The sequence below is a fragment of the Streptomyces bacillaris genome, assembly GCF_003268675.1.
Taxonomy (GTDB): Bacteria; Actinomycetota; Actinomycetes; order Streptomycetales; family Streptomycetaceae; genus Streptomyces; species Streptomyces bacillaris.
On the sequence record NZ_CP029378.1, the window covers coordinates 4941315 to 4963722 of the forward strand.

Annotated in this window: 20 protein-coding genes; 10 read left to right on the forward strand and 10 right to left on the reverse strand. The window is 71.4% G+C overall.

The genetic code is table 11. From position 1 onward, the window contains the following. Window positions 1-10: 10 nt before the first annotated feature. Window positions 11-1495 (reverse strand): oligopeptide:H+ symporter, encoded by a 1485-nt coding sequence (locus tag DJ476_RS21485; RefSeq protein WP_112491326.1) that lies wholly within the window; start codon window positions 1493-1495, stop codon window positions 11-13. Window positions 1496-1986: 491 nt separating this feature from the next. Here DJ476_RS21485 and DJ476_RS21490 point away from each other — a divergent pair, with 491 nt between their 5' ends. After that, the gene (locus DJ476_RS21490; RefSeq protein ID WP_018492873.1) at window positions 1987-2664 is read left to right on the forward strand and encodes a response regulator transcription factor; all 678 of its coding nucleotides are present in this window, start codon (window positions 1987-1989) and stop codon (window positions 2662-2664) included. Window positions 2665-2704: 40 nt separating this feature from the next. Next, window positions 2705-3970 (forward strand): ATP-binding protein, encoded by a 1266-nt coding sequence (locus DJ476_RS21495; RefSeq protein WP_070201573.1) that lies wholly within the window; start codon window positions 2705-2707, stop codon window positions 3968-3970. Window positions 3971-3991: 21 nt separating this feature from the next. Here DJ476_RS21495 and DJ476_RS21500 read toward each other — a convergent pair whose 3' ends face one another. Then, window positions 3992-4525, reverse strand: a complete 534-nt coding sequence (locus DJ476_RS21500; RefSeq protein ID WP_103418562.1) for a GtrA family protein — start codon at window positions 4523-4525, stop codon at window positions 3992-3994. 162 nt (window positions 4526-4687) lie between these two features. Between DJ476_RS21500 and DJ476_RS21505 the strand changes: the two genes are divergently transcribed. The 4 genes from DJ476_RS21505 (at window position 4688) to DJ476_RS21520 (ending at window position 8105) form a co-directional block, all read left to right on the forward strand. Continuing rightward, entirely contained in the window at window positions 4688-5827 is a 1140-nt protein-coding gene (locus tag DJ476_RS21505; protein ID WP_078949787.1) for a 5-(carboxyamino)imidazole ribonucleotide synthase, read from the forward strand. Next, window positions 5824-6366 carry a 5-(carboxyamino)imidazole ribonucleotide mutase gene (gene purE / locus DJ476_RS21510; protein ID WP_103418563.1) on the forward strand — a complete coding sequence of 181 codons (543 nt, stop codon included), beginning with the start codon at window positions 5824-5826 and terminating at the stop codon, window positions 6364-6366. Before DJ476_RS21505 ends, purE begins: the two co-directional genes overlap by 4 nt. A gap of 9 nt (window positions 6367-6375) precedes the next feature. Further along, window positions 6376-7572 (forward strand): dipeptidase, encoded by a 1197-nt coding sequence (locus DJ476_RS21515; RefSeq protein ID WP_103418564.1) that lies wholly within the window; start codon window positions 6376-6378, stop codon window positions 7570-7572. 146 nt (window positions 7573-7718) lie between these two features. After that, window positions 7719-8105, forward strand: a complete 387-nt coding sequence (locus tag DJ476_RS21520; RefSeq protein ID WP_018492879.1) for a pentapeptide repeat-containing protein — start codon at window positions 7719-7721, stop codon at window positions 8103-8105. Between the two features lie 190 nt (window positions 8106-8295). Here the strand turns inward: DJ476_RS21520 and DJ476_RS21525 are convergent, their stop codons facing one another. The 3 genes from DJ476_RS21525 to DJ476_RS21535 all read right to left on the reverse strand — a co-directional run bounded on the left by DJ476_RS21525 (window position 8296) and on the right by DJ476_RS21535 (window position 11452). After that, complete coding sequence (locus DJ476_RS21525) at window positions 8296-9516, reverse strand: GDSL-type esterase/lipase family protein (protein WP_103418565.1); 1221 nt, start codon at window positions 9514-9516, stop codon at window positions 8296-8298. 65 nt (window positions 9517-9581) lie between these two features. Beyond that, window positions 9582-9944 (reverse strand): VOC family protein, encoded by a 363-nt coding sequence (locus tag DJ476_RS21530; RefSeq protein ID WP_103418566.1) that lies wholly within the window; start codon window positions 9942-9944, stop codon window positions 9582-9584. Window positions 9945-10108: 164 nt separating this feature from the next. After that, a complete protein-coding gene (locus DJ476_RS21535; RefSeq protein ID WP_103418567.1) occupies window positions 10109-11452 on the reverse strand; it encodes a UDP-glucose dehydrogenase family protein in 1344 nt (447 codons plus the stop codon). Between the two features lie 207 nt (window positions 11453-11659). On the opposite strand from DJ476_RS21535, the gene DJ476_RS21540 reads away from it, so the two are divergent. After that, the gene (locus DJ476_RS21540; protein ID WP_103418568.1) at window positions 11660-12817 is read left to right on the forward strand and encodes an acyl-CoA dehydrogenase; all 1158 of its coding nucleotides are present in this window, start codon (window positions 11660-11662) and stop codon (window positions 12815-12817) included. A 70-nt stretch (window positions 12818-12887) separates the two neighbouring features. On the opposite strand, the gene DJ476_RS21545 is transcribed toward DJ476_RS21540, so the two are convergent. Next, the gene (locus DJ476_RS21545) at window positions 12888-13460 is read right to left on the reverse strand and encodes a dihydrofolate reductase family protein (protein ID WP_112491327.1); all 573 of its coding nucleotides are present in this window, start codon (window positions 13458-13460) and stop codon (window positions 12888-12890) included. Between the two features lie 147 nt (window positions 13461-13607). On the opposite strand from DJ476_RS21545, the gene DJ476_RS21550 reads away from it, so the two are divergent. Continuing rightward, on the forward strand, window positions 13608-14081 hold the full coding sequence (locus tag DJ476_RS21550; protein ID WP_112492581.1) for a hypothetical protein: 474 nt from the start codon (window positions 13608-13610) through the stop codon (window positions 14079-14081). A gap of 35 nt (window positions 14082-14116) precedes the next feature. Here DJ476_RS21550 and DJ476_RS21555 read toward each other — a convergent pair whose 3' ends face one another. Then, complete coding sequence (locus DJ476_RS21555) at window positions 14117-15094, reverse strand: hypothetical protein (RefSeq protein ID WP_112491328.1); 978 nt, start codon at window positions 15092-15094, stop codon at window positions 14117-14119. A 374-nt stretch (window positions 15095-15468) separates the two neighbouring features. Here DJ476_RS21555 and DJ476_RS21560 point away from each other — a divergent pair, with 374 nt between their 5' ends. Continuing rightward, a complete protein-coding gene (locus DJ476_RS21560; RefSeq protein ID WP_112491329.1) occupies window positions 15469-16533 on the forward strand; it encodes a DUF5954 family protein in 1065 nt (354 codons plus the stop codon). A gap of 37 nt (window positions 16534-16570) precedes the next feature. Here DJ476_RS21560 and DJ476_RS21565 read toward each other — a convergent pair whose 3' ends face one another. Then, on the reverse strand, window positions 16571-17884 hold the full coding sequence (locus DJ476_RS21565) for an LCP family protein (RefSeq protein WP_103418572.1): 1314 nt from the start codon (window positions 17882-17884) through the stop codon (window positions 16571-16573). A gap of 165 nt (window positions 17885-18049) precedes the next feature. Between DJ476_RS21565 and DJ476_RS21570 the strand changes: the two genes are divergently transcribed. After that, complete coding sequence (locus tag DJ476_RS21570; RefSeq protein ID WP_103418573.1) at window positions 18050-18598, forward strand: acyl-CoA thioesterase; 549 nt, start codon at window positions 18050-18052, stop codon at window positions 18596-18598. Between the two features lie 174 nt (window positions 18599-18772). Here the strand turns inward: DJ476_RS21570 and DJ476_RS21575 are convergent, their stop codons facing one another. Both DJ476_RS21575 and DJ476_RS21580 read right to left on the reverse strand, forming a co-directional pair. Beyond that, a complete protein-coding gene (locus tag DJ476_RS21575; protein WP_455907224.1) occupies window positions 18773-20281 on the reverse strand; it encodes an LCP family protein in 1509 nt (502 codons plus the stop codon). Between the two features lie 393 nt (window positions 20282-20674). Continuing rightward, window positions 20675-22384 carry an LCP family protein gene (locus DJ476_RS21580; RefSeq protein ID WP_181006534.1) on the reverse strand — a complete coding sequence of 570 codons (1710 nt, stop codon included), beginning with the start codon at window positions 22382-22384 and terminating at the stop codon, window positions 20675-20677. Window positions 22385-22408: the final 24 nt, after the last annotated feature.

Genomic DNA, 22408 nt, shown 5'->3' on the forward strand with positions numbered 1-22408 from the left:
GTCAGGGACGTCAGTGGACGTCGCCCATGAGCTTCTTGACCTTGCCGCGGTACATGAAGATCGCGATACCGGCCACCACCGCGAGCGTCGCCTCCAGGGCGACCACCCCGGTGCCGTTGAGCCCCACACCGGCCAGCGAGAGCAGACCCGTGGTGCAGTCACCGGCGGTGACGGCGAGGAACCAGACACCCATCATCTGGCTCGCGTACTTCGCCGGAGCCATCTTCGTCGTGACCGACAGGCCGACCGGCGAGAGCGTCAGCTCCGCGACGGTCTGGATGAAGTAGATCGCGACCATCCACATCGCGGCGGCCTTGTGGCCGTCACCCGCGATGGTCAGCGGCATCAGGAAGACGAAGAACGAGGCACCGATCAGCACCAGACCGGAGCTGAACTTCACGATCGTGCTCGGCTCCTTGCCGCGCCGGTTCAGCGCCAGCCAGAAGGCGGCGAAGACCGGGGCGAGCGCCATGATCAGGACCGGGTTGACCGACTGGTACCAGGAGACCGGGAAGTCCCAGCCGAAGACGCTGTTGTCGGCCGAGGACTCGGCGAAGATCGCGAGCGTCGAGCCGCCCTGGTCGTAGATCATCCAGAAGATGGCGGCGGCCACGAAGAACCAGATGTAGCCGGACATCTTCGACTGCTCGGCCTCGCTCAGCTCCTTGTCGCGCTTGATGCGGACCAGGACCACCACGGGGATGACGAGACCGGCGATGGTGATCGGGACCAGCAGCCAGTTCAGCGTGTAGACGCCGGTGACGACCGTACCGATGTAGAAGACGGCCGCGACGCCCAGCCAGATCATCGACTTGCGCAGGGTGGAGGCGCGCTCGTCCTTGGAGAGCGGCTTCGGGACGATCAGGCTGCGCTCGTTCAGGTGGCGGGTGCCGATGAGGAACTGGAGCACACCGAGACCCATACCGAGGGCCGCGAGGGCGAAGCCGAGGTGCCAGTTGACGTTCTCACCGACGGTGCCGATCACCAGGGGCGCCGCGAAGGCACCCATGTTGATGCCCATGTAGAAGATCGTGAAGCCACCGTCGCGGCGCGGGTCGTCCGGGCCGTCGTAGAGGTGGCCGACCATCGTCGAGATGTTGGACTTCAGCAGACCCGATCCGATGGCCACGAGGCCCAGGCCGGCGAAGAACGTGCCCTCCCAGGGCAGGGCCAGGACCAGGTGGCCCGCCATGATGACCCCGCCGGCGATGGCGACGGTCTTGCGCGGGCCCCAGACCCGGTCGCCGAACCAGCCGCCGGGCATGGCGAGCAGGTACACCAGCGACAGGTAGACCGAGTAGATCGCGGTCGCCGTGGCGGGGTTCATGTCGAGCCCGCCGGGCGCGATCAGGTAGAGCGGGAGCAGTGCCCTCATGCCGTAATAGCTGAAGCGCTCCCACATCTCCGTCATGAAGAGTGTGGCCAGGCCGCGAGGGTGGCCGAAGAAGGTCTTCTCGCCGGAACTGGCCGAGTCCTTCGTCAGGCTGGACGCCATGGTCGATCCTTGCTGGTCGGGACGCGCTCGCCTCGTGAGCGGTGCGCGCCCGGTGGGGGTAGCCGGCACCGGCGCGGGCACACCCCGTCCCCACGCCTGAGGAGGACTCGCCCCGGGGCCGGGCTCCGGTCGGAGCGTTCGGCGGCGGGGCGGGGAAGTACCGCGTCGGGATCCACACCCGTCGCGCGTCCTCACGCTCCGGGCCCGGCTCACAGGTCATTCACTCGATTACGGGCCGGCGCGAACCGGTCCAGCACACAGAAGAGACCCTTGGCGCTCATGGCGGCCCAAAGGTCCTTGCGTAGTGCATCAGGCGTCGGGACACCATACGACACGACACAGCACCATATGGAAGGACTTGAGACATGGATCACAGGTAAGGCTGGAACCAGGCTCCCATATTCCAAGGTCCCTGTCCGGATTGTGGCGCTGACCCGCAGGCTCCGGTCCGGGCCTCACCCTGGACGTCCCGGCCGGACTACCATCAGTCCATGACCCGTGTACTGCTCGCCGAGGACGACGCATCCATCTCGGAGCCACTGGCCCGCGCACTGCGTCGGGAGGGTTACGAGGTCGAGGTCCGCCAGGACGGCCCGACGGCGCTCGACGCCGGACTCCAGGGCGGCATCGACCTCGTGGTCCTCGATCTGGGGCTGCCCGGGATGGACGGCCTCGAAGTCGCCCGCCGCCTCCGTGCCGACGGTCACACCGTGCCGATCCTGGTGCTGACGGCCCGCGCCGACGAGGTCGACACGGTGGTCGGCCTGGACGCCGGCGCCGACGACTACGTGACCAAGCCCTTCCGCCTCGCCGAGCTGCTCGCCCGGGTCCGGGCCCTGCTCCGGCGCGGCGCCGCCGAGCCCGTCGCGCAGCCCGCCACCCACGGCGTCAGGATCGACGTCGAGTCGCACCGGGCCTGGATGGGAGAGGAGGAACTCCAGCTCACCGCCAAGGAGTTCGACCTGCTGCGGGTCCTCGTCCGGGACGCCGGCCGGGTCGTCACCCGCGACCAGCTGATGCGCGAGGTCTGGGACACCACCTGGTGGTCCTCGACCAAGACGCTGGACATGCACATCTCCTGGCTCCGCAAGAAGCTCGGCGACGACGCGGCCAACCCGCGCTACATCGCCACGGTCCGGGGCGTCGGCTTCCGGTTCGAGAAGAGCTGACGTACGAAGCCCTCATGCACCTCGATGACGCGGGACGACGATGCGCCGCCGGCTGATCAACTCCACGCTCGCCGTGGTCCTCGTGGTCATCGCCGTCTTCGGCGTCTCCCTCGTCATCGTGGAGACGCGCACCATCAGCGCCAGCGCCCAGGAGAGCGTCGAGTCCGAGGCGCTGCGGCTGATCAGCGTGGTCGACAGCAGGCTACTGGGCGACGAGGTGATCAACGCCGGGGTGCTCTCCGAGCAGATCGACCCCACCCGGTTCGCCCTGATCGAGATCCCCGGCCGCGAGCCCATCGCCGTGGGGGAGCGCCCCACCGGCAGCGTCCTGCGCGCCATCGAGACCGGTGAGCAGGGCGAGAAGGTCACCGTCGAGGAGTCCCGCTCGGCCGTCACCCGCGAGGTCGGCCGCACGCTGCTGATCATCGGCGCGGTGGCGCTGCTCGCGATCATCTCGGCCGTGCTCCTCGCCGTACGCCAGGCCAACCGGCTCGCCTCCCCGCTCACCGACCTCGCCGAGACCGCCGAACGCCTCGGCTCCGGCGACCCCCGCCCCCGCCACAAGCGGTACGGGGTGCCCGAGCTGGACCGGGTCGCGGACGTCCTGGACTCCTCCGCCGAGCGGATCGCCCGGATGCTCACCGCCGAGCGGCGGCTCGCGGCGGACGCCTCGCACCAGCTCCGTACGCCGCTCACCGCGCTCTCCATGCGGCTGGAGGAGATCTCGGTGACCGACGACCCGGAGACGGTGAAGGAGGAGGCGAACATCGCCCTCACCCAGGTCGAGCGCCTCACCGACGTCGTCGAGCGGCTGCTGACCAACTCCCGCGACCCGCGTACGGGCTCCGCCGTCGTCTTCGACCTGGACGAGGTGATCAAGCAGCAGATCGAGGAGTGGCGCCCCGCCTACCGCTCCACCGGCCGCGCCCTGGTCTGCTCGGGCAAGCACGGGCTGCGGGCGGTCGGCACCCCGGGCGCGGTCGCCCAGGTCCTCGCGGCGCTGATCGAGAACTCGCTCATGCACGGCGGCGGCACCGTCGCCCTGCGCACCCGCGTCACGGGCAACCAGGTCGTGATCGAGGTCACCGACGAGGGTCCCGGCGTCCCGGCCGAGCTGGGCGCCCGGATCTTCGAGCGGACGATCAGCGGCCGCAACTCCACCGGCATCGGCCTGGCCGTCGCCCGGGACCTCGCGGAGGCCGACGGCGGCCGGCTGGAGCTGCTCCAGCAGCACCCGGCGGTCTTCGCGCTCTTCCTCAGCCGCATCCCGCTGGACCGCAAGGACCCCGAACGCCCGGTGCGCTGAGCACCTGCGCGGGCCCGGGGTTCAGTTCCGTACGGGAGCGCGCTCTACCGTCTCCGCCGGCCGCCGCTGCTCCAGAAACCGGTCCGTGCCGGGCACGGCCTCCTCGGCGGACGGGGGCGGCGCCGGGAGCGCCTTGAAGACCCAGGTCCGGTAGGACCAGAAGCGGAAGAGGGTGGCGATCCCGATGCCGAGGATCTTGAAGAAGTTGCTCTGGACCGGGCTGTTCCAGTCGAAGCCGTACGTCGCCAGATACAGCACGCCGTTCTCGATCACCGCACCCGCCGCGCTGAACAGCAGGAACAGCGACAGCTCACGGGTCCGGCCGGTCTTGTCGCGCTCCCGGTAGGTCCAGTAGCGGAAGCCCACGTAGTTGCAGAGGATCGCGACGAAGGTCGCCAGCACGCTCGCCCGGACGACCTGGAGATCGGTGGTGTGCCGGAGCAGGTTGAAGACGGCGATGTTGACCAGCAGCCCCACCGCACCGACCGCGCCGAACTTGGCGACCTCCCGGGCCAGCAGATCAAGCCGGGTCCGCAGTGCGCCCCGTTCGCTCATGGTGATCGCTCAGTCCGTCCGTTCGATGGCGTCGACGGTTCCGTCAACCCGGCCATGCTATCCAGCCCTCCCGGGTGATGGACCGGCGATGCCCGCGAGCCCGCCGGGGACGGCACCCGGACGGCGTCCGGGCGGCCCCGGCGCGCCCGATACCCTGGGGGTGTGACGTTCCCGGTAGTCGGCATGGTCGGCGGCGGTCAGCTCGCCCGCATGACCCACGAGGCGGGTATCCCCCTCGGCCTGAAATTCAAGCTCCTCAGTGACACGCCCCAGGACTCGGCGGCCCAGGTGGTCAGCGAGGTCGTCATCGGCGACTATCGCGACCTGGACACGCTCCGTGCCTTCGCCCAGGGCTGCGACGTGATCACCTTCGACCACGAGCACGTGCCCACCGAGCACCTGCGGGCCCTGGAGGCGGACGGCATCCCCGTGCGCCCCGGCCCCGATGCCCTGGTGCACGCGCAGGACAAGGGGGTGATGCGCGCGAAGCTCACGGAGATCGGCGCGCCCTGCCCCCGTCACCGCATCGTGAGCGACCCGGCCGACGCCGCCGCGTTCGCGCGGGAGGTCGGGGGCTTCCCCGTCATCCTCAAGACCGTGCGCGGCGGGTACGACGGCAAGGGCGTCTGGGTGGTCCGCTCCGAGGCGGACGCGGCCGACCCGTTCCGCGCCGGGGTCCCGGTCCTGGCCGAGGAGAAGGTCGACTTCGTACGGGAGCTGGCGGCCAACATCGTCCGCTCGCCGCACGGCCAGGCCGTCGCCTACCCGGTCGTCGAGTCCATCCAGGTCGACGGGGTCTGCGACACGGTGATCGCCCCCGCCCCCGACCTGGCCGAGGAGCTGGCGGGCGAGGCCCAGCAGCTGGCGCTCCGCATCGCCGCCGAGCTGGACGTCGTCGGCCACCTCGCCGTCGAGCTGTTCGAGACCCGGGACGGCCGCATCCTGGTCAACGAGCTGGCCATGCGCCCGCACAACTCGGGCCACTGGACCCAGGACGGCGCGATCACCTCGCAGTTCGCCAACCACGTCAGGGCGGTCCTCGACCTCCCCCTCGGCGACCCGCGCCCCCGCGCCCCCTGGACGGTCATGTGCAACGTCCTGGGCGGCGACTACCCGGACATGTACCAGGCGTATCTGCACTGCATGGCCCGCGACCCGCAGCTCAAGATCCACATGTACGGCAAGGACGTGAAGCCCGGCCGCAAGGTCGGCCACGTCAACACCTACGGCGACGACCTGGCGGACGTGCGGGAGCGCGCCCGGCATGCGGCCGACTACCTGCGAGGAACGATCACCGAATGACTCCCCCCGCCGCCCCGGCCGCCCCCCTCATCGGCATCGTCATGGGCTCCGACTCCGACTGGCCCGTCATGGAGGCCGCCGCCAAGGCGCTCGACGAGTTCGAGATCCCGTACGAGGTCGACGTCGTCTCCGCCCACCGCATGCCGCGCGAGATGATCGCGTACGGCGAGGAGGCGGCGGACCGCGGGCTGAAGGCGATCATCGCGGGCGCGGGCGGCGCCGCCCATCTGCCCGGGATGCTGGCCTCGGTCACCCCGCTGCCGGTCATCGGCGTCCCGGTCCCGCTGAAGTACCTGGACGGCATGGACAGCCTGCTCTCCATCGTCCAGATGCCTGCCGGGGTGCCCGTCGCCACCGTCTCGGTCGGCGGCGCGCGCAACGCGGGCCTGCTGGCCGCCCGTATCCTCGCCGCGTCCGATCCGGCGCTCCGGGAGCGGATGGGAGAGTTCCTGCAGGAGCTGAACGCCCAGGCCACGGAGAAGGGCAAGCGGCTGCGGTCCAAGGTCCAGGGCTCCGACTCCTTCGGCTTCGGAAAGTAGGGCGGCCCCATGGACCACCTCGCCCGCGCCCACGAGCTGCTCGCCGCCCACCCCGTCGTCGACGGCCACAACGACCTCCCCTGGGCCCTGCGCGAGCAGGTCGGCTACGACCTGGACGCCCGGGACATCGCCGCCGACCAGCGCGGCCTGCTCCACACCGACCTGGCCCGGCTGCGGGCGGGCGGGGTCGGCGGCCAGTTCTGGTCGGTCTACGTGCGCACCGACCTGACCGGCGACGCGGCGGTCAGCGCCACGCTGGAACAGATCGACATCGTCGCCGAGCTGATCGCCCGCTACCCGACGCACCTGCGGCGCGCGCTCACCGCCGACGACCTGGAGAAGGCCCGCGCCGAGGGCCGGATCGCCTCCCTGATGGGCGCCGAGGGCGGCCACTCCATCAACAACTCGCTGGGCACCCTGCGCGCCCTGTACGAGCTGGGCGTGCGCTACATGACGCTCACCCACAACGACAACATCGACTGGGCCGACAGCGCCACCGACCTGCGCCGCCTCGGCGGGCTCTCCGCCTTCGGCCACGAGGTCGTCCGTGAGATGAACCGCATCGGGATGCTGGTCGACCTCAGCCACGTGGCGGACGGCGTCATGCGCGACGCGATCGCCACCAGCACCGCGCCGGTGATCTTCTCGCACTCCTCGGCCCGGGCCGTCTGCGACCACCCGCGCAACATCCCCGACGACGTGCTGGCCGCCCTCCCGGCCAACGGCGGCGTCGCGATGGCGACCTTCGTGCCGAAGTTCGTGCTGCCCGAGGCGGTCGCCTGGACCCTGGCTGCCGACCGCAACATGCGCGAGCACGGGCTGCACCACCTGGACACCACCCCGCAGGCGATGCGCATCCACGAGGACTTCGAGGCGGCCCACCCGCGCCCCGAGGCCACGGTCGCCACCATCGCGGACCACCTGGACCACATGCGGGCGGTCGCGGGCATCGACCACATCGGCATCGGCGGCGACTACGACGGCACGGCGTTCACCCCGCGCGGCCTGGAGGACGTCTCCGGCTATCCGAACCTGATCGCGGAGCTGCTGCGGCGCGGCTGGTCCGAGGGCGACCTCGCCAAGCTGACCTGGCAGAACGCCGTACGGGTCCTGCGCGACGCGGAGGCCGTGGCCCGCGACGAGCAGAGCACGCGGGGCCCCTCGCACGCGACGATCGAGGAGCTGGACGGCGGACGGCTGCGGTAGGTCCGCGCCGGACCCTGCGGGACGTTCCACAGCACTTCCGGCGACACGGTGAATTCGGGCAGTCATCCCCGTATCTGACGCAACCTCATGTTAGGGATAGCTGGCAGGAATCCCCTCAAGGAATCCCTAACAGGAGGTACGCAACGATGCGCACGAATCTTCTCCGTGTCACGACCGCGCTCGGTGCCGCGGCCGTCCTCACCCTCGGCGGCGCGGGCGTGGCCAGCGCCGGTGGCGTGGGCAGCTCGGGCATCGGGAACTCGGGCGTCGGAAGCGCGGGCGCCTTCAACGGCGGCGCAGGCAACGCGGGCATCGGCAACTGGGGCCTGGGCAACGCGGGCATCCACAACGTGGGCGTCGGCAACGCGGGCGGCTTCAACGGCGGCGTCGGCAACGCCGGTCTCGGCAACTGGGGTTGGGGCAACGCCGGTATCGGCAACACGGGCGTCGGCAGCCACGGCCACGGCAACTCGGGCCTCGGCAGCTCCGGCATCGGCAACACCGGCGTGGGCAGCTCCGGCATCGGCAACTGAACCGCGCATCGCCCCCGGCCGACGCCGGGCGGCACCTGGGCCGGCCACCCGCTCCACCGGTGGCCGGCCCAGGTGCGTACGGGCGGGGCAGGCGGGCCGGGCGCCGACGCGCGTACAGGCGCCGGGCGCAGCCTCTACGAGCCGCCCCTCCCGCCTGCGGCAGGCCACCCCCGAGGCAAGGCGCCCACCCCTACGAGCCGCCCCCCGCCGCTGCGAACGGCCCTCCCGGCCCGAAGGCGTACGCCCCGAAGCGCTCGCCCATGCGGCGGTGGGCGGCGGCGTCCGGGTGGAGCCGGTCGGGCAGCGGCAGCTCCGCGAAGTCGGCCTCGCCGTAGAGCACGCGGCCGTCCAGATAGTGCAGGGCCGGGTCCTCGGCCGCCCGCTCCGCCACGATCCGGGCCAGCTCCTCCCGGACGACCCGGAGGGTCAGCTTCCCGAGCGCCGTCTCCGCCGGGTCGCCCAGGGCCGTGAACTCCACCTGCCCGTCCCTGATGTCCGGCGCGGCCGGGCCGGGGGTCTCCTCCTGGGCCGGGCAGAGGATGGGCGAGATCACCAGCAGGGGCGTGGTCGGGTGCCCCTCGCGGATGGTGTCGAGGAAGCCGTGGACGGCCGGGCCGAAGGCGCGCAGCCGCATCAGGTCGCGGTTGACCACATTGATGCCGAGCTTGACGCTGATCAGCTCGGCGGGGGTGTCCCGCAGGGTGCGCGCGGTGAACGGATCGAGCAGGGCGCTGCCGCCGAGCCCCAGATTGACCAGCTCCACACCGCCCGCCGCGGCGGCCAGGGCGGGCCAGGCGGTGGCGGAGCTGTCGGCGGCGGCCCCGTGGCTGATGGAGCTGCCGTGGTGCAGCCACACGCGCCGCCCGTCCGGCTCCACCGCGGCGACCGGGGCGTCGGTGCGCAGGGCGAACAGCTCGGCGGTCTCGGTGTACGGGAGCCAGATCTCGACGGTCTTCTCCCGCCCGGGCAGCCCGTCGAACCGGACCCGGCAGACCGGCCCGCGTACGGTCTCCCGGCCCCCCTCCGCCAGATCGACGGTCACCCGGTCGCCCCCGCTCGCGGTGGCCCGCCCGGCCGGCTCCCCGTCGACATGGAGGTCGTACGCGCCGTCCGGCGGGGCCGGGACGCCCCGGTAGCCGACGACCGTACGCAGCACCGCCAGCTCGACGGCGGTGGCCCGGGTCCGGAACACCACCCGCACCCCGGCGGGCTGGGACTCGGCCTGCGCCACCTGCTCGTCGCCGCCGGACTGGGCGCGGGCCCGGGCGGGCAGCCGGTGGGGGAGGAGACCGCCGCGCGCGGTGCGCTCCAGGTCGAGGGCGCCGCGCAGCAGCTCGCCGGTGACGGGCGTGGTGATCCAGCGGGCGGAAGGGGGCGCGGTGGCGGAATCGGGGCCGTACGAGTCGTCCATGCCCTCAGCCTGTCCACGGACGCCATGATCACCACGTGTCCGGCGCACCTCCGTGACGGCAGGCCTCAGCAGGCGCAGAGACAGAACGGATGCCCGGCCGGGTCCGCGTAGACCCGGAAGGAGCGCTTCCGGTCCTCCGTGTCCAGCGGTCGGGCCCCCAGCGCCAGTGCCTCGCGCTCCGCCGCGTCCAGGTCCTCCACGGTCAGGTCCAGGTGGAACTGCTGGGAGCCGTCGGGCCGGGGCCACTGCGGGGGTACGAACCCGGGGGCGGCCTGGAAGGCGAGCGGGGTGCCCGGGGCCCCGGTGAGGTCGACCCAGCGGCCCCCGTCGTCCTCGACGGTGCCGCCGATCAGGGCGGCGTAGAAGCGGGCGAGCGCGACGGGGTCGGGGCAGTCCAGGACGACGGCGCCGAGCGTGGCGATGGGCATGAGGCAGACCTCCCGGTGGGTACCGCCTTGTTGCGGTACGGGGAGAGGCCTACCCCGTACCGGCGCGGGTGAGTACGGGCACCGGGGCTTTCGGCATTCGGGCCTTCCGGGCCTTCGGGTCCTCCGCCCTTCCGCCCTTCGGCCCTTTCGGGGTCCTCCGCCGCTCAGGCCTTCGGCCGTCCCATCGCCCGGTACGTCCACCCGGCCTCGCGCCACACCGCGCTGTCCAGGGCGTTGCGCCCGTCCAGGATGATCCGCCGGGAGACCGCCTCGCCCAGCGCCGCCGGGTCCAGCTCGCGGAACTCGCGCCACTCCGTCAGGTGCAGCACCACATCCGCGCCGCGCACGGCCTCCACCGCGGAGTCGGCGTAGCCGAGCGTCGGGAAGAGGCGGCGGGCGTTGTCCATGCCCTTCGGGTCGAAGACGGTCACCTGGCCGCCCTGGAGGTGGATCTGCCCGGCGACGTTGAGCGCGGGGGAGTCGCGTACGTCGTCGGAGTCCGGCTTGAAGGCGGCGCCGAGGACGCCCACCCGCTTGCCGAGGAACGAGCCGCCGCCCACGGCCTCCCGGGCCAGCTCGACCATGTGGCCGCGGCGGCGCATGTTGATGGAGTCGACCTCGCGGAGGAAGGTGAGGGCCTGGTCGGCCCCCAGCTCACCGGCGCGCGCCATGAAGGCCCGGATGTCCTTGGGCAGACAGCCGCCGCCGAAGCCGATCCCGGCCCGCAGGAACTTCTTCCCGATGCGGTCGTCGTGGCCGATGGCCTCAGCCAGCTTCACGACGTCCCCGTCGGCGGCCTCGCAGACCTCGGCCATGGCGTTGATGAAGGAGATCTTGGTGGCGAGGAAGGAGTTGGCGGAGGTCTTCACCAGCTCGGCGGTGGGGAAGTCGGTGACGACGAAGGGCGAGCCCTCGGCGACCGGCACGGCGTACACCTCGCGCAGCAGCTTCTCGGCCCGCTCGCTCTCCACGCCGACGACGATCCGGTCCGGGTGCAGGGTGTCGTCGACGGCGAAGCCCTCGCGGAGGAACTCCGGGTTCCAGGCCAGCTCGGCATCGGCGCCGACGGGAGCCAGCTCCGCGAGGCGGGCGGCGAGGCGGGCGGCGGAGCCGACGGGGACGGTCGACTTGCCGACGACCAGGGTGGGCCGGGTGAGGTGCGGGGCGAGGGAGGTGAAGGCGCTGTCGACGTAGCTCATGTCACAGGCGTACTCGCCGTGCTTCTGCGGGGTGTTCACACAGACGAAGTGCACGTCCCCGAAGTCCGCGACCTCTTCCCAGGAGGTGGTGAAGCGCAGCCGCCCGGTGGAGCCGTCGATCCCGGCGACATGGCGCTGGAGCATCTCCTCCAGCCCCGGTTCGTACATCGGCACCCGCCCGGCGGAGAGCAGCTCGATCTTCTCCGGTACGACGTCGAGCCCGAGGACCTCGAACCCCAGCTCGGCCATGGCCGCGGCATGGGTGGCGCCGAGATAGCCGGTGCCGATCACGGTGATCCTGAGGGCCATGGGTGCTCCTGGGAGGTACGGAAAGACGTGCGAACCGAGCATAGTCGCGGCGGGGAACCCGGAATTTCGCCGCCCGACAAGGGGGCCTATGTCTGTTCTGCCCGACCCCTGTCATCAAGCTCACGTGGCACTCACATATGCCGCCCCGGGGCTTCGGCACTAAAATTGAGTTACTTAACGGTAGTTAGCATCTGGGGAGTGAGCGTCTTGGCGGGTTCGACCGATTTCGACCTGTACCGTCCGGCCGAGGAGCACGACATGCTCCGGGAGACCATCCGTTCCCTGGCCGAGACGAAGATCGCCCCCTTCGCCGCCGCGGTCGACGAGGAGGCCCGTTTCCCGCAGGAGGCGCTGGACGCCCTGGTCGCCTCGGACCTGCACGCCGTCCACGTCCCGGAGGAGTACGGCGGCGCCGGCGCCGACGCGCTCGCCACGGTCATCGTGATCGAGGAGGTGGCCCGCGCCTGCGCCTCCTCCTCCCTGATCCCGGCCGTCAACAAGCTCGGCTCGCTCCCGGTGATCCTCTCCGGCTCCGAGGAGCTGAAGCACAAGTACCTGGGCCCGCTGGCCAAGGGCGACGCGATGTTCTCGTACGCCCTCTCCGAGCCGGACGCCGGCTCCGACGCGGCGGGCATGAAGACGAAGGCCGAGCGCGACGGCGACTTCTGGGTCCTCAACGGCGTGAAGCGCTGGATCACCAACGCGGGCGTCTCCGAGTACTACACGGTCATGGCCGTCACCGACCCGACCAAGCGCTCCAAGGGCATCTCGGCGTTCGTCGTGGAGAAGTCCGACGAGGGCGTCTCCTTCGGCGCCCCGGAGAAGAAGCTCGGCATCAAGGGCTCCCCGACCCGCGAGGTCTACCTCGACAACGTCCGCATCCCCGCCGACCGCATGATCGGTGAGGAGGGTACGGGCTTCGCCACGGCGATGAAGACCCTGGACCACACCCGCATCACCATCGCGGCCCAGGCCCTCGGCATCGCCCAGGGCGCGCTGGACTACGCCAAGGGGTACGTCCAGGAGCGCAAGCAGTTCGGCAAGCCGATCGCGGACTTCCAGGGCATCCAGTTCATGCTCGCCGACATGGCGATGAAGCTGGAGGCGGCCCGCCAGCTCACCTACTCGGCCGCCGCCAAGTCCGAGCGCGTCGACGGCGACCTCACCTTCTTCGGCGCCGCCGCCAAGTGCTTCGCCTCCGACGTGGCCATGGAGGTCACCACGGACGCGGTCCAGCTCCTCGGCGGCTACGGCTACACGCGGGACTACCCGGTGGAGCGCATGATGCGCGACGCCAAGATCACCCAGATCTACGAGGGCACCAACCAGGTCCAGCGCATCGTCATGGCGCGCAACCTGCCGTAACGCTTCCTGCTATGGCTGCGGCCCCCGGCGCGATGCTGGGGGCCCCAGCCGTGTCACCGGCGCCGTCAGCTCAGCGCACCACATCGAACACGTTCTTCTGGATGCCGTTCGCGTACGCCTCGTACTCGACCAGCTTCAGCTTCTGCGTGTCCTTGTCGCTCGTGCTGAACAGCCGCTTGCCCGCGCCCAGCAGCAGCGGGAAGACCAGCAGGTGGTAGCGGTCGATCAGGCCCGCGTCGGACAGGCTGCGGTTGAGGGTGGCGCTGCCGTGGATGATGATCGGGCCGCCGTCGGTCTCCTTCAGCGCGGCCACCTCGTCGGCCGAGCGCAGGATCGTGGTGTCGCCCCAGTCGGAGACCAGGCCGTTCTCCTGGAGCGTGGTGGAGACGACGTACTTCGGCATCACCTTGTACTCCGCGAACTCCTCCATCCCCGGCCACACCGCGCTGAACGCCTCGTAGCTGGTCCGGCCCAGCATCAGGGCCGCGGCCTCCTCCTGCTCCCGGCCCTTGATCTCGTACGCCTCCGGCAGGAACTCCACGTCCTTGAAGGTCCACCCCGAGTTCCGGTAGCCGGGCTCGCCGCCGGGGGCCTCCACGACGCCGTCGAGGGAAACGAACGCGGTGCTGATCAGAGTGCGCATCGGTGGCTCCTGGATATCTCGTACGCGTGCTTCGTGCGGGCATCAACTCTTACGGACGTACTGACCGTGCGCTCCGCCGAAACTCATCGGTCCCGGCAGCCCCATCCGTCCGGCCCACGGCCGGTAGCCTCCCTCCCCATGACCGGGATGACCGAACTCGACAGGCTCACCGCCCTCTTCCGGGCCCTGGGGGCGGACGGCGACGCCCCGGACTGGGCGGAGTCCGAGGCCGAGGAGGGGCTCCCGCAGCTCGCCCGCTACCGGTTCCTGCGCACGGTGTGGCAGGACGTCGACGCCTGGGGCACGGAGGCGCCGCGCTGGGTGGCCTCCTACCGTACGGACGGCGTGGCCGCCGGGGCCGTCGACCGGGCTCTCGCGGCCGGGCTCACCCCCGAGGACCTCGGCGAGCTGGCCCGTGAGGTGGCCCGGGAGACCGCGTTCGGGGTGCTGCACGCCCTGGCCGATCCGGCGGACGGATCGCTGCCCGCCGAGGTGGAGGAGCGGTTGCCCGGCTGGCGGCTGGCCGAGCTGGATCCGGCAGGGGAGCCGACGGGCCGCCATCTCGACGCCCTCCACGAGGACTTCGCCGCCCTCGAACCGAAGGGCCCCACCCTGGCGTGACAGCCGCCGCCGTGGGGGACGGGACGGCCCGTCGGCTACGCCGCCGACAACTGGGCCCGGCAGCCGCGGCAGTGGCCCGGCACCCTCGACCGGTATCCGCGTTCGCACCCTTCGCAGTTCTGCATGGGGATGACCAGCGTGGGGCGGTCCGGGAGCAGTTCCTCGGTGCCGGGGAGGGGCGGCGGCAGGAGCACGGTGAGGCGGTGCCTGACGAACTTGGCCGGGTACTTCACCGGCTGGGGGAGGTCGGTGGTGAGCGCCTGGCGGATGGTCTCGGGGCGCGCGTCCCGTTCGAGCCAGGTGGCTGTGGCGGGGGTGAGGCGTTCGATGTCGGCCTCGGAGAGCACGAGTTCGGGAGCGTGCCGCCGCAGGTCGGCCAGGAGCGTGGAGGCCGTCTGCCGGAGTTCCGCGGTGAGTTCGCGGGGCTGGGGGAGCAGCCGCGCCGGTGTCTTCCGCGCGGAGCCGGTGGGCGCGGAGGCCGGTGTGGGCGTCTGCGGTACGGGGGCGGGCTCAGGGGCCGGTACGGGCATGGAGCCCCTGGTGGCCGGAGGGGCGAGAGCAGGGCCGGGTGTCGGAGCAGGAGCAGGAGCGGAAGTCGGTGCCGGAGCAGAAGCCGGTGTCGGGGGCTCGGGTCGGGGCGCCCCCATCGTCCCCGGCTGGTTGCAGAAGACCGTACGGGTGGTGATCCGGCCGTTCGCCAGCCGTACGCGGGTCCGGTGCAGATAGCCGTGGGCCTCCAGCTCGCGCAGGGCGGCGGCGATCCTCGTCTCGCCCTCGGGGAAGCGGGCCGCGAGGGCCTTGATGCCGATTCTGGAACCGGCGGGCAGCGACTGGATGTGCGTGCCCAGGCCGATCGCGGTGAGCGACAACTCGGCGTGCTGGGCCAGGTGGTTGCCGACGATCGTGAAGCGGCTGGGGTGCGGGGTGGCGACGTGGATGACGCCGGAGGTCGGGAGGGGCCCGGGAACTTCTGCCAGGGCGTGGGTGAGGGCAGTACCCTGCTGGGTAGTCATCGGGAAGCTCTTCTCTTCCTTGGTGGTCAGGCCCTCGTTCGGGATTGCCGTCCCGGCGGGGGCCGTCTCATGTCTGGGTGTTGGTCAGCGTGAGCATATGCCTGCCAACCCGTGCGAAATCCAGCCCAGTTGGTGAATCTCACCCATGTGGGTGACCTGCCCCTCCCGCGGCTGACCACCGGGGTCGGGTGGGGTGGGGTTGGGTTATTGCCCTTGGTTCTTTACGTACTTGATGCTGTGGACCGCCGGGTCGCGGTGGGCCGCGATCCGGTCCCCGGCCGGGGCGCGCTTCCGTGCGTACGGCGGCTTCCCGGCCCGAAGTCTTTGTGGCGGAAGCCCTGACACCGCCCGACCCCCTTCGGCACACTGGGTGCATGGACGATCACCCGGCGAAGTCGCCCGACCACCTCACCATCCGCGTCACGCGACGCGACGATCCGGTCTCCGAGGTCACCGAGGCGGACGCGTTCGCCTCGGTCCGCAAGTATCCGAACATCGTGGTCCGGGGGCCGCTGTTCGGGCTCGCCGAGCAGCGGCGCGGGGAGCGGCCGCGCTGGCGGCTGCTGGGTGAACTCGACACCGGCTTCCCGCAGATGGCCCGGGACGAGCTGAACTCGTACCTCTGGAACAAGGCCAAGGACGAGGCCGAGGACCGGGCCGAGCGGCGCTCGCTGCTGGAGGCCGTGACCCTGCTGGAGACCAAGCCGGTCAACGAGGTGACCGCGGCCGGGGTGCGCTACCGCGTCGTGCGGGCCGACGAGTTCGCCCGGATCGGGGGCGGGCGCCTGGAGCCGCCCCGGGCCACCGACCCGGACGAGGACGGCTGGGACCTGGACGCCCCCGAGGCCTCCCGCACCAAGGGCTTCGTGATCGACCACGCGGCGGCCGTCGGGCTGACCGAGGGGATGGACCGGGTCGGGCTGCTCCACCTCTCGTACACCGCGAGCCGCTTCCCCGACGACGTACGGGCCGATTCCCAGCGGGCGTTGACCACCCACCCGGGCGTCGTGCTCCTCCCGCCGACCTTCCGGGTGGTGGAGCGGAACGAGCAGTCCTGGTCGATGGTGACCGGGCAGCACGCGACCCCGCAGGGCGCCCGGCGCGCCCTCGTCGACCACCTCACCCGGCCCATGCCGGAGCTGCCGGACCTGCCGGGCATGCCCGAGCTGCCCGAGTGGATGAAGGTGGACGAGAAGGAGGCCGCCGTCAACGAGCGGGCCGCGAGGAAGTTCACCGCCCGCCGCCGGCCCAACGAACTCGTCGTGCGGGGAAAGCGGTTCGACGTCGTCCGGGTCGAGCGCGTCATGCGCATCGGGCCGGACGGACCGGAGACACCGCGCCCGTCCGACACGGACGACTACGGCCCCTCCCAGATCCACCCCCGCATGGACGAGCACGGGACCATCACCTACGGGTCGAGCGCGGAGGCGTCGTCGTAGGGGAAGGTCCCGTGTCCCAGGGGAAGGTGACGGAGAGTCAGTTGCCCTTGACCGTCACCTTCTCGTCGTTCTTCAGCTGCTCCACGAGCTGCTTCACCTTCGCCTTGTCCCAGACCAGATTGCCGCCGTTGCTGCCCGAGATCGGCATGTTCATCGACGTACCGTCGCCGCCCGTGACGCCCTTCATCGCGAAGAACATCTGGCTCAGCGACCAGAGCGACATGTCCTTGTCCACGATCAGCGTGTCCAGGCCCGCGCCCATCGTCGGGTAGAGCTTGAACGGGTTGAGGATCGTGGACGGGGTCGCCGTCTGGCTCGCCAGCGCCGCGAGGAACTTCTGCTGGTTCTTCGTACGGTCCAGGTCACTGCCCGCGAAGGCGTACCGGGTGCGGACGAAGGCCAGGGACTGCTCGCCGTTCAGCGTCTGCTTCCCGGCCTGGAAGTCGGCGCCGGACTTCTTGTCCTTGAACGCCTTCGGGATGTCCATCTCGACCCCGCCGATCGCGTCCACGATCTGCGCGAAGCCGCCGAAGCCGATCTCGACGTAGTGGTCGATGCGCAGCCCGGTGTTGAACTCGACCGTACGGACCAGGAGTTCGGGGCCGTCCTCGGCGTACGCGGCGTTCAGCTTCACCTGGCGGCCGGTGCCCTGGAACATCTTGCCGGACTCGGACCCCTTGAAGGAGGGGATCTCCACCTGGGAGTCGCGCGGCAGGGAGATCAGCGTCGGGCCGCCTGAGCCCCGGTGCAGGATCATCATCGAGTCGGTGCGCTTGCCCTCGGCGGAGCCGGTGCGCAGCCGCTTCTTCTCCTCGGCCGACATGCCCTCCCGGCTGTCGGAGCCGACGATCAGATAGTTCGTGCCCTCGCCCTCGCTCGGGCGCTCGATGACCTTGGAGAGGTCGACCTCGCGCTTCAGCTTGGAGTCGGCCCAGAAGTACGTGGAGACGGAGACCACGAGGAACACGACCACCAGGGTCAGCGCGCCGAGCTTGATCCGGCGGCCCCAGTTCGGCGCCGGGCGGCTCGGCCGGTAACCCCCGTCACCGCCGCCCCCGCGACCGCCGCCACCGGAGCCCCGGCCTCCGGCCCCGTAGACCTGGCCGGTGTTGTAACCGCTGTCGTAGCCGGAGTCCGGGCTGTGGCCGCCGGAGCCCGGGTAGCGGTCGTCGTACCCCTGGCCCTGCGGGGGGACGTGAGGCCTCTGCGGCGGTACGGACGGCCTCTGCGGCGGGGCCGGGCGGCGCTGGATGTGGGGCATCGCCCGGGCGCTCTCGGGCTGGGGGCTCGCGCTGCCCCGGCCGTAGCGCTCATTGGGGTCGCCGGTCCGTCGATCGGGCCAATCGTTCATCCGAACAGTGTGCCGTCCCGGCCCACAGGTATTACAGGGTGTAAGGGAAATCGCACCGGGGCTGTTGCGAAGCTGATGCATTTCGCGCGGTCAGGGGACCGGCCCCGTGCGGGCCGGGGGCCGCCTGCCGCACGCAGTCGACGGGCCGCGCATAAGGTGGACTGTATGACAGATCAGGCCACCCGCTCGGAGGAAGAGATTCCGGGCAAGCCCACCGCGGCGTCCCGGACGACCCTCAGCCACATCATGACCGGCAACGACACCAACCTCCTCGGTACGGTGCACGGTGGCGTGATCATGAAACTGGTCGACGACGCGGCGGGCGCCGTGGCCGGACGCCACTCCGGCGGGCCCGCGGTGACCGCGTCGATGGACGAGATGGTCTTCCTGGAGCCGGTCCGGGTCGGTGACCTCGTTCACGTACGCGCCCAGGTGAACTGGACCGGCCGCTCCTCCATGGAGGTCGGCGTCCGCGTGATGGCCGAGCGCTGGAACGAGTCCACCCCCGCCCAGCAGGTCGGCAGCGCCTACCTGGTCTTCGCCGCCGTCGACGCGGACGGCAAGCCGCGCCGCGTACCACCGGTGGTCCCCGAGACCGAGCGCGACAAGCGGCGCTACCAGGAGGCGCAGATCCGGCGCACCCACCGCCTTGCCCGCCGCCGGGCGATCAAGGAGCTGCGCGAGAAGCGCGCGGCCGACGGCATCGACGACTGATCCCCCGGGGACGGGCGGGTGACGGGGCCCAGGCCGCGGAGGGCTTGAGGCCTCACGGCCCGGCGCCACTCGGCCCTGAGCCTTGCCGCCTTGCCTTACGGCCCGGTGCCCTTACGGCCCGGCGCCTGCGGCCCGGCCCCGTGACCACCGCACGCCCGCGCCGCCCCGCACGCCCTACGGGCAGACCGCCTCGTCCCCCGTCACCGTGGAGAACTGGCCCGACTGCTTGGTCTCCGCCCGGACCGGCCGCACCTTCGTGAAGTCCGAGCCGGCCGTCACCTCCATCACCGCGCCCTGCCCCTTCACCGCCTTCAGCTCGCTCCCCGGCAACGCCGTGGCCAGCGACTTCGCCGAGCGGTCCCAGCGCGGGTCGTACGTCACGAGCGTCCGCTCCAGGTTCCGCAGCTCGCCGTTGAGCGGGGTGCTCGTCGTGTTGAAGCCGGTGGCGCGCAGGCCCGCGTCCACGTCCTTGCCGAGACCGTCCTTCGGGGTGCCGTTGTAGACCTGCACCCGGATCTCCTCCGGCGCCACCTCCACCAGCGTCGCGGCGGGCGGCTTCGGGGCGCCCGCCGCCGGCTTCGGCTTCACCGGGGCCAGCGGCCGGTCCTCGCGCAGCGCCTGGAACAGCTTCTTCGATTTCGCCTCGTCCCACCGGACCGTCGAGCCGATGCCCTTCACCGGGAAGCTCGGATTCCCGACCGGTACGGAGGTGAACTCCGACGACGCCGGGCTGAAGTCCTTCATCGCCTTGCCGAGCGCCAGCATCTCCTCCGTACCGAACCCCTCGTCGGCCCGGACCGACCCCAGCACGGATGCCGAGACCTGCTGGAACTTCACCGGGTTCAGCAGCACCCCGTTGCCCGTGGCCTGCTTGATCAGGGCCGCCATGAACTTCTGCTGGCGCTGCATCCGGCCCAGGTCGGAGGCGACGTCGACATGGCGGGAGCGGACGTACTGCAGCGCCTGGCCCCCGTCGAGCCGGTGCGTGCCCGCGGGCAGGTCCAGCCCGGTGTACGAGTCCTTCATCGGGCGGGCCGTACAGATCTGCACCCCGCCCACCGCGTCGACCGTCTTCATGAAGCTGGTGAAGTCGACCTCCAGATAGTGGTCGATCTTGACGCCCGTCATGTGCTCGACCGTCCGCACGGTCAGCGTCGGCCCGCCCTCCGCATACGCCGCGTTCAGCTTCACCGGGTGGCTGGAGTGCTTCTCACCGGTCGTACGGTCGGTGTGGGGCGGGATCTCGGCGTAGCTGTCCCGGGGGAGGCTCACGACGCTCGCCCGCTGCTTGTCGGCCGAGAGGTGCACCAGCATGATCGTGTCGGTGCAGTGGCAGGGCGCACCGCCGAGCTTGTACTTCTGCTTCTCCTCCTTGGTGATGGTGTCCCGGCCGTCGGTGCCCACCAGCAGCAGATTGGTGCCGCGCCCGGACTGCGGGCGGTTCTTCATGTCCTTGAACGGGTCGACCCGCCCGATCCCGCCCTCCAGGTTGCTCACCACGGCGTGACCGATCCCGCCCGCGCCCAGCACCAGCACGGAGAGTCCGGTCGCCACCCGCATGCCCCAGCGCGGCCGCTCGTCCTGCTTGCGGGAGCGGCCCGGCCGCGCACCCTGCGGGGGGCGGCGGCGCGGGGGAGTGGTGCGGGGGCGGGGCGGGCGCTGCGGGGGACGGGGGGCGGTCACGGGCGGAGACACCTCCGGGTGGTCACGGCGGGGAGACACCTCCGTGGCGCGAGGGGACCATCGCACGTTAGGCCCATACGATCTCCGCCCCGGCCCGCGACCCGGCGGCGCGCTCCGGTGTCCCCCGTTCGCGGTAACGCGATGGCCGGAAACCGCCGCCTCCTGGCCTGCCCGCCCCCGTACGCGCCCGGCCGACTACCCGTACCAGCCGCGGCCGCTCCCCGTACGCGCCGGGCCTGCGCCCCTTACCCGCTGGGCCCGCTCCCCGTACGTACGGTCCGTTGGCGGGTCACCCGGACGTCCGCCGGCGGGTCTCCGTTCGTACGGTCCGCCGGCGGGTCTCCGTTCGTACGGTCCGCCGGCGGGTCTCCGTCCGTACGGTCCGCCAGCCGGTCACCAGGTGTACTTCGGGTCGACCTGCATGCAGCCCTTCTCCTCGCCGTTGAGCGCGCCCGCCGACTCCGGGGTCTTCTCCTTGCCCTTGGAGACCGGGTAGGCGCCGTCCTCGCGCCAGTCGGCGCCCACGGCGAGCGAGATGCCCGAGACCTCGGTCGACCTCTTCACCTGCGAGATCGGGATACCGAGCGCCTTGGCGACCGCCTGGGCGTCGCCCTCCAGGTCCGCGCTCGGGTACAGGATCCCGGTCCGCGCCGACTTCGTCACGTTGTCCGGGTCGACGGTGGTCCGCGCGAACCCCGCCTCCTTCAGCTGGCCGGCCACGTCACCCGCCCGCCCGGAGACCGGACCGAGGCTGTCGGTGGCGGTCCCGTTCCGTACGGCCACGGCGATCTCGCCCACCGGGGCGGACGGGTCCTTCGGCTCCTCCGGCTTCCGCTTCGAGGCCTTGCCGTCCAGCGGCATGTCCTCACGGACCATCCGGAACAGCTGCTCCGCGTCGCCCGCCTTCGGGTACACCCGGCCCGCGTTGACCCCGGTGCCGTACACGTTCGGCATCGTCGACATCGTGATGCGCTTCGTCGGGACCTTCTTCAGCTCCTCGGCCAGGTCGTAGAGCTTCTTGACCGTGTCGAGCCCCTTGTCGACCGTCAGCGCGTTGGTCGCCGCCTCGGCCAGGTTCATCAGCTTGCCCGGGTCGGTGAGCTTGGTGCCCTTGCGCAGCTCCCGGACCATCGCGTTCATGTACTGGTGCTGGGCCTTGGCCCGCGCGAGGTCGCTGCCGTCCTCGAAGCCGTACCGGGTGCGCAGCCACTGGAGGGCCTGCTCGCCCTTGACGTACGTGGTCCCCTTCTCCAGCTTCAGCCCGGAGCCGCCGCGGCCGTTGGCCCCGCGGGAGTAGATGTTGTCGGAGACACAGACCGGGACGCCGCCGATCGCGTCGGCCATCGAGACCACACCCGCGAAGTCGATCATCATGAAGTGGTCGATGCGGATGCCGGTCAGCTCGTACCAGGTGGCCACCGTGCACCCCGGACCGCCGCGGCCCAGGCTCTGGTTGGTCTGCACGTCCCCCGTGCTGGCCGGGAAGACCTCGCCGTCCGGCGCCGTGCACTTGGGCATCTTGAGCATGGTGTCGCGCGGCATGCTGACCACGGAGAGGTTGGAGCGGTCCGCGGAGAGGTGGAGCAGCATCTGCACATCGGCCAGCGGGGGAGCGCCGAAGGTCTCCTTGGCGCCCCCCAGCTTCTGGTTGGCCTCTGAGTCCCGGGCGTCGGAGCCGATGAGCAGGATGTTGAGCGGGGTCTGCCCGGCGGCGTTGGCCTTGTGGTCGGCCATGCGCTTGTCGCCGAGGGTCAGATCCTCTTTCCTGATGTTGCCGTTGAGGTGCTCGTAGTAGAGGTAGCCGGCCCCACCGGCGCCGAGTATGAGCAGGGCGAGCACGGCGGAACCCCAGCGCAGCACGCGCCGTTTGCCGCTCTTGGGGGCGCGGCGGGTGCTCCGCCCGTTCCGGCCCCGGTCGCTCCTGCCCCGCGCGCCGGAGCGCCGCCCCGGGCCGTCGGCGGACGCCTTCGCGGCGGATGCGCCGCTCGCGCTCCCGTCGCCGTCCTCGTAGCGGCTCTCGTCCCCACCGGGCCGGTCCGCGTGGCGTACGCGCGACCGTGTCCCCTCCCCGGGCATACTGCTCCGTCCCACCGGACCCCCCATGCTGTTCAGATTTCCGCTGCGGTG

What these genes read in the sequence shown, in the direction of transcription:
- DJ476_RS21485 (WP_112491326.1), bottom strand. Translation starts at nt 1,495, where the DNA reads ATGGCGTCCAGCCTGACGAAGGACTCGGCCAGTTCCGGCGAGAAGACC.
- DJ476_RS21490 (WP_018492873.1), top strand. Translation starts at nt 1,987, where the DNA reads ATGACCCGTGTACTGCTCGCCGAGGACGACGCATCCATCTCGGAGCCA.
- DJ476_RS21495 (WP_070201573.1), top strand. Translation starts at nt 2,705, where the DNA reads ATGCGCCGCCGGCTGATCAACTCCACGCTCGCCGTGGTCCTCGTGGTC.
- DJ476_RS21500 (WP_103418562.1), bottom strand. Translation starts at nt 4,525, where the DNA reads ATGAGCGAACGGGGCGCACTGCGGACCCGGCTTGATCTGCTGGCCCGG.
- purE (WP_103418563.1), top strand. Translation starts at nt 5,824, where the DNA reads ATGACTCCCCCCGCCGCCCCGGCCGCCCCCCTCATCGGCATCGTCATG.
- DJ476_RS21515 (WP_103418564.1), top strand. Translation starts at nt 6,376, where the DNA reads ATGGACCACCTCGCCCGCGCCCACGAGCTGCTCGCCGCCCACCCCGTC.
- DJ476_RS21520 (WP_018492879.1), top strand. Translation starts at nt 7,719, where the DNA reads ATGCGCACGAATCTTCTCCGTGTCACGACCGCGCTCGGTGCCGCGGCC.
- DJ476_RS21525 (WP_103418565.1), bottom strand. Translation starts at nt 9,516, where the DNA reads ATGGACGACTCGTACGGCCCCGATTCCGCCACCGCGCCCCCTTCCGCC.
- DJ476_RS21530 (WP_103418566.1), bottom strand. Translation starts at nt 9,944, where the DNA reads ATGCCCATCGCCACGCTCGGCGCCGTCGTCCTGGACTGCCCCGACCCC.
- DJ476_RS21535 (WP_103418567.1), bottom strand. Translation starts at nt 11,452, where the DNA reads ATGGCCCTCAGGATCACCGTGATCGGCACCGGCTATCTCGGCGCCACC.
- DJ476_RS21545 (WP_112491327.1), bottom strand. Translation starts at nt 13,460, where the DNA reads ATGCGCACTCTGATCAGCACCGCGTTCGTTTCCCTCGACGGCGTCGTG.
- DJ476_RS21550 (WP_112492581.1), top strand. Translation starts at nt 13,608, where the DNA reads ATGACCGAACTCGACAGGCTCACCGCCCTCTTCCGGGCCCTGGGGGCG.
- DJ476_RS21555 (WP_112491328.1), bottom strand. Translation starts at nt 15,094, where the DNA reads ATGACTACCCAGCAGGGTACTGCCCTCACCCACGCCCTGGCAGAAGTT.
- DJ476_RS21560 (WP_112491329.1), top strand. Translation starts at nt 15,469, where the DNA reads ATGGACGATCACCCGGCGAAGTCGCCCGACCACCTCACCATCCGCGTC.
- DJ476_RS21565 (WP_103418572.1), bottom strand. Translation starts at nt 17,884, where the DNA reads ATGAACGATTGGCCCGATCGACGGACCGGCGACCCCAATGAGCGCTAC.
- DJ476_RS21570 (WP_103418573.1), top strand. Translation starts at nt 18,050, where the DNA reads ATGACAGATCAGGCCACCCGCTCGGAGGAAGAGATTCCGGGCAAGCCC.
- DJ476_RS21580 (WP_181006534.1), bottom strand. Translation starts at nt 22,384, where the DNA reads ATGGGGGGTCCGGTGGGACGGAGCAGTATGCCCGGGGAGGGGACACGG.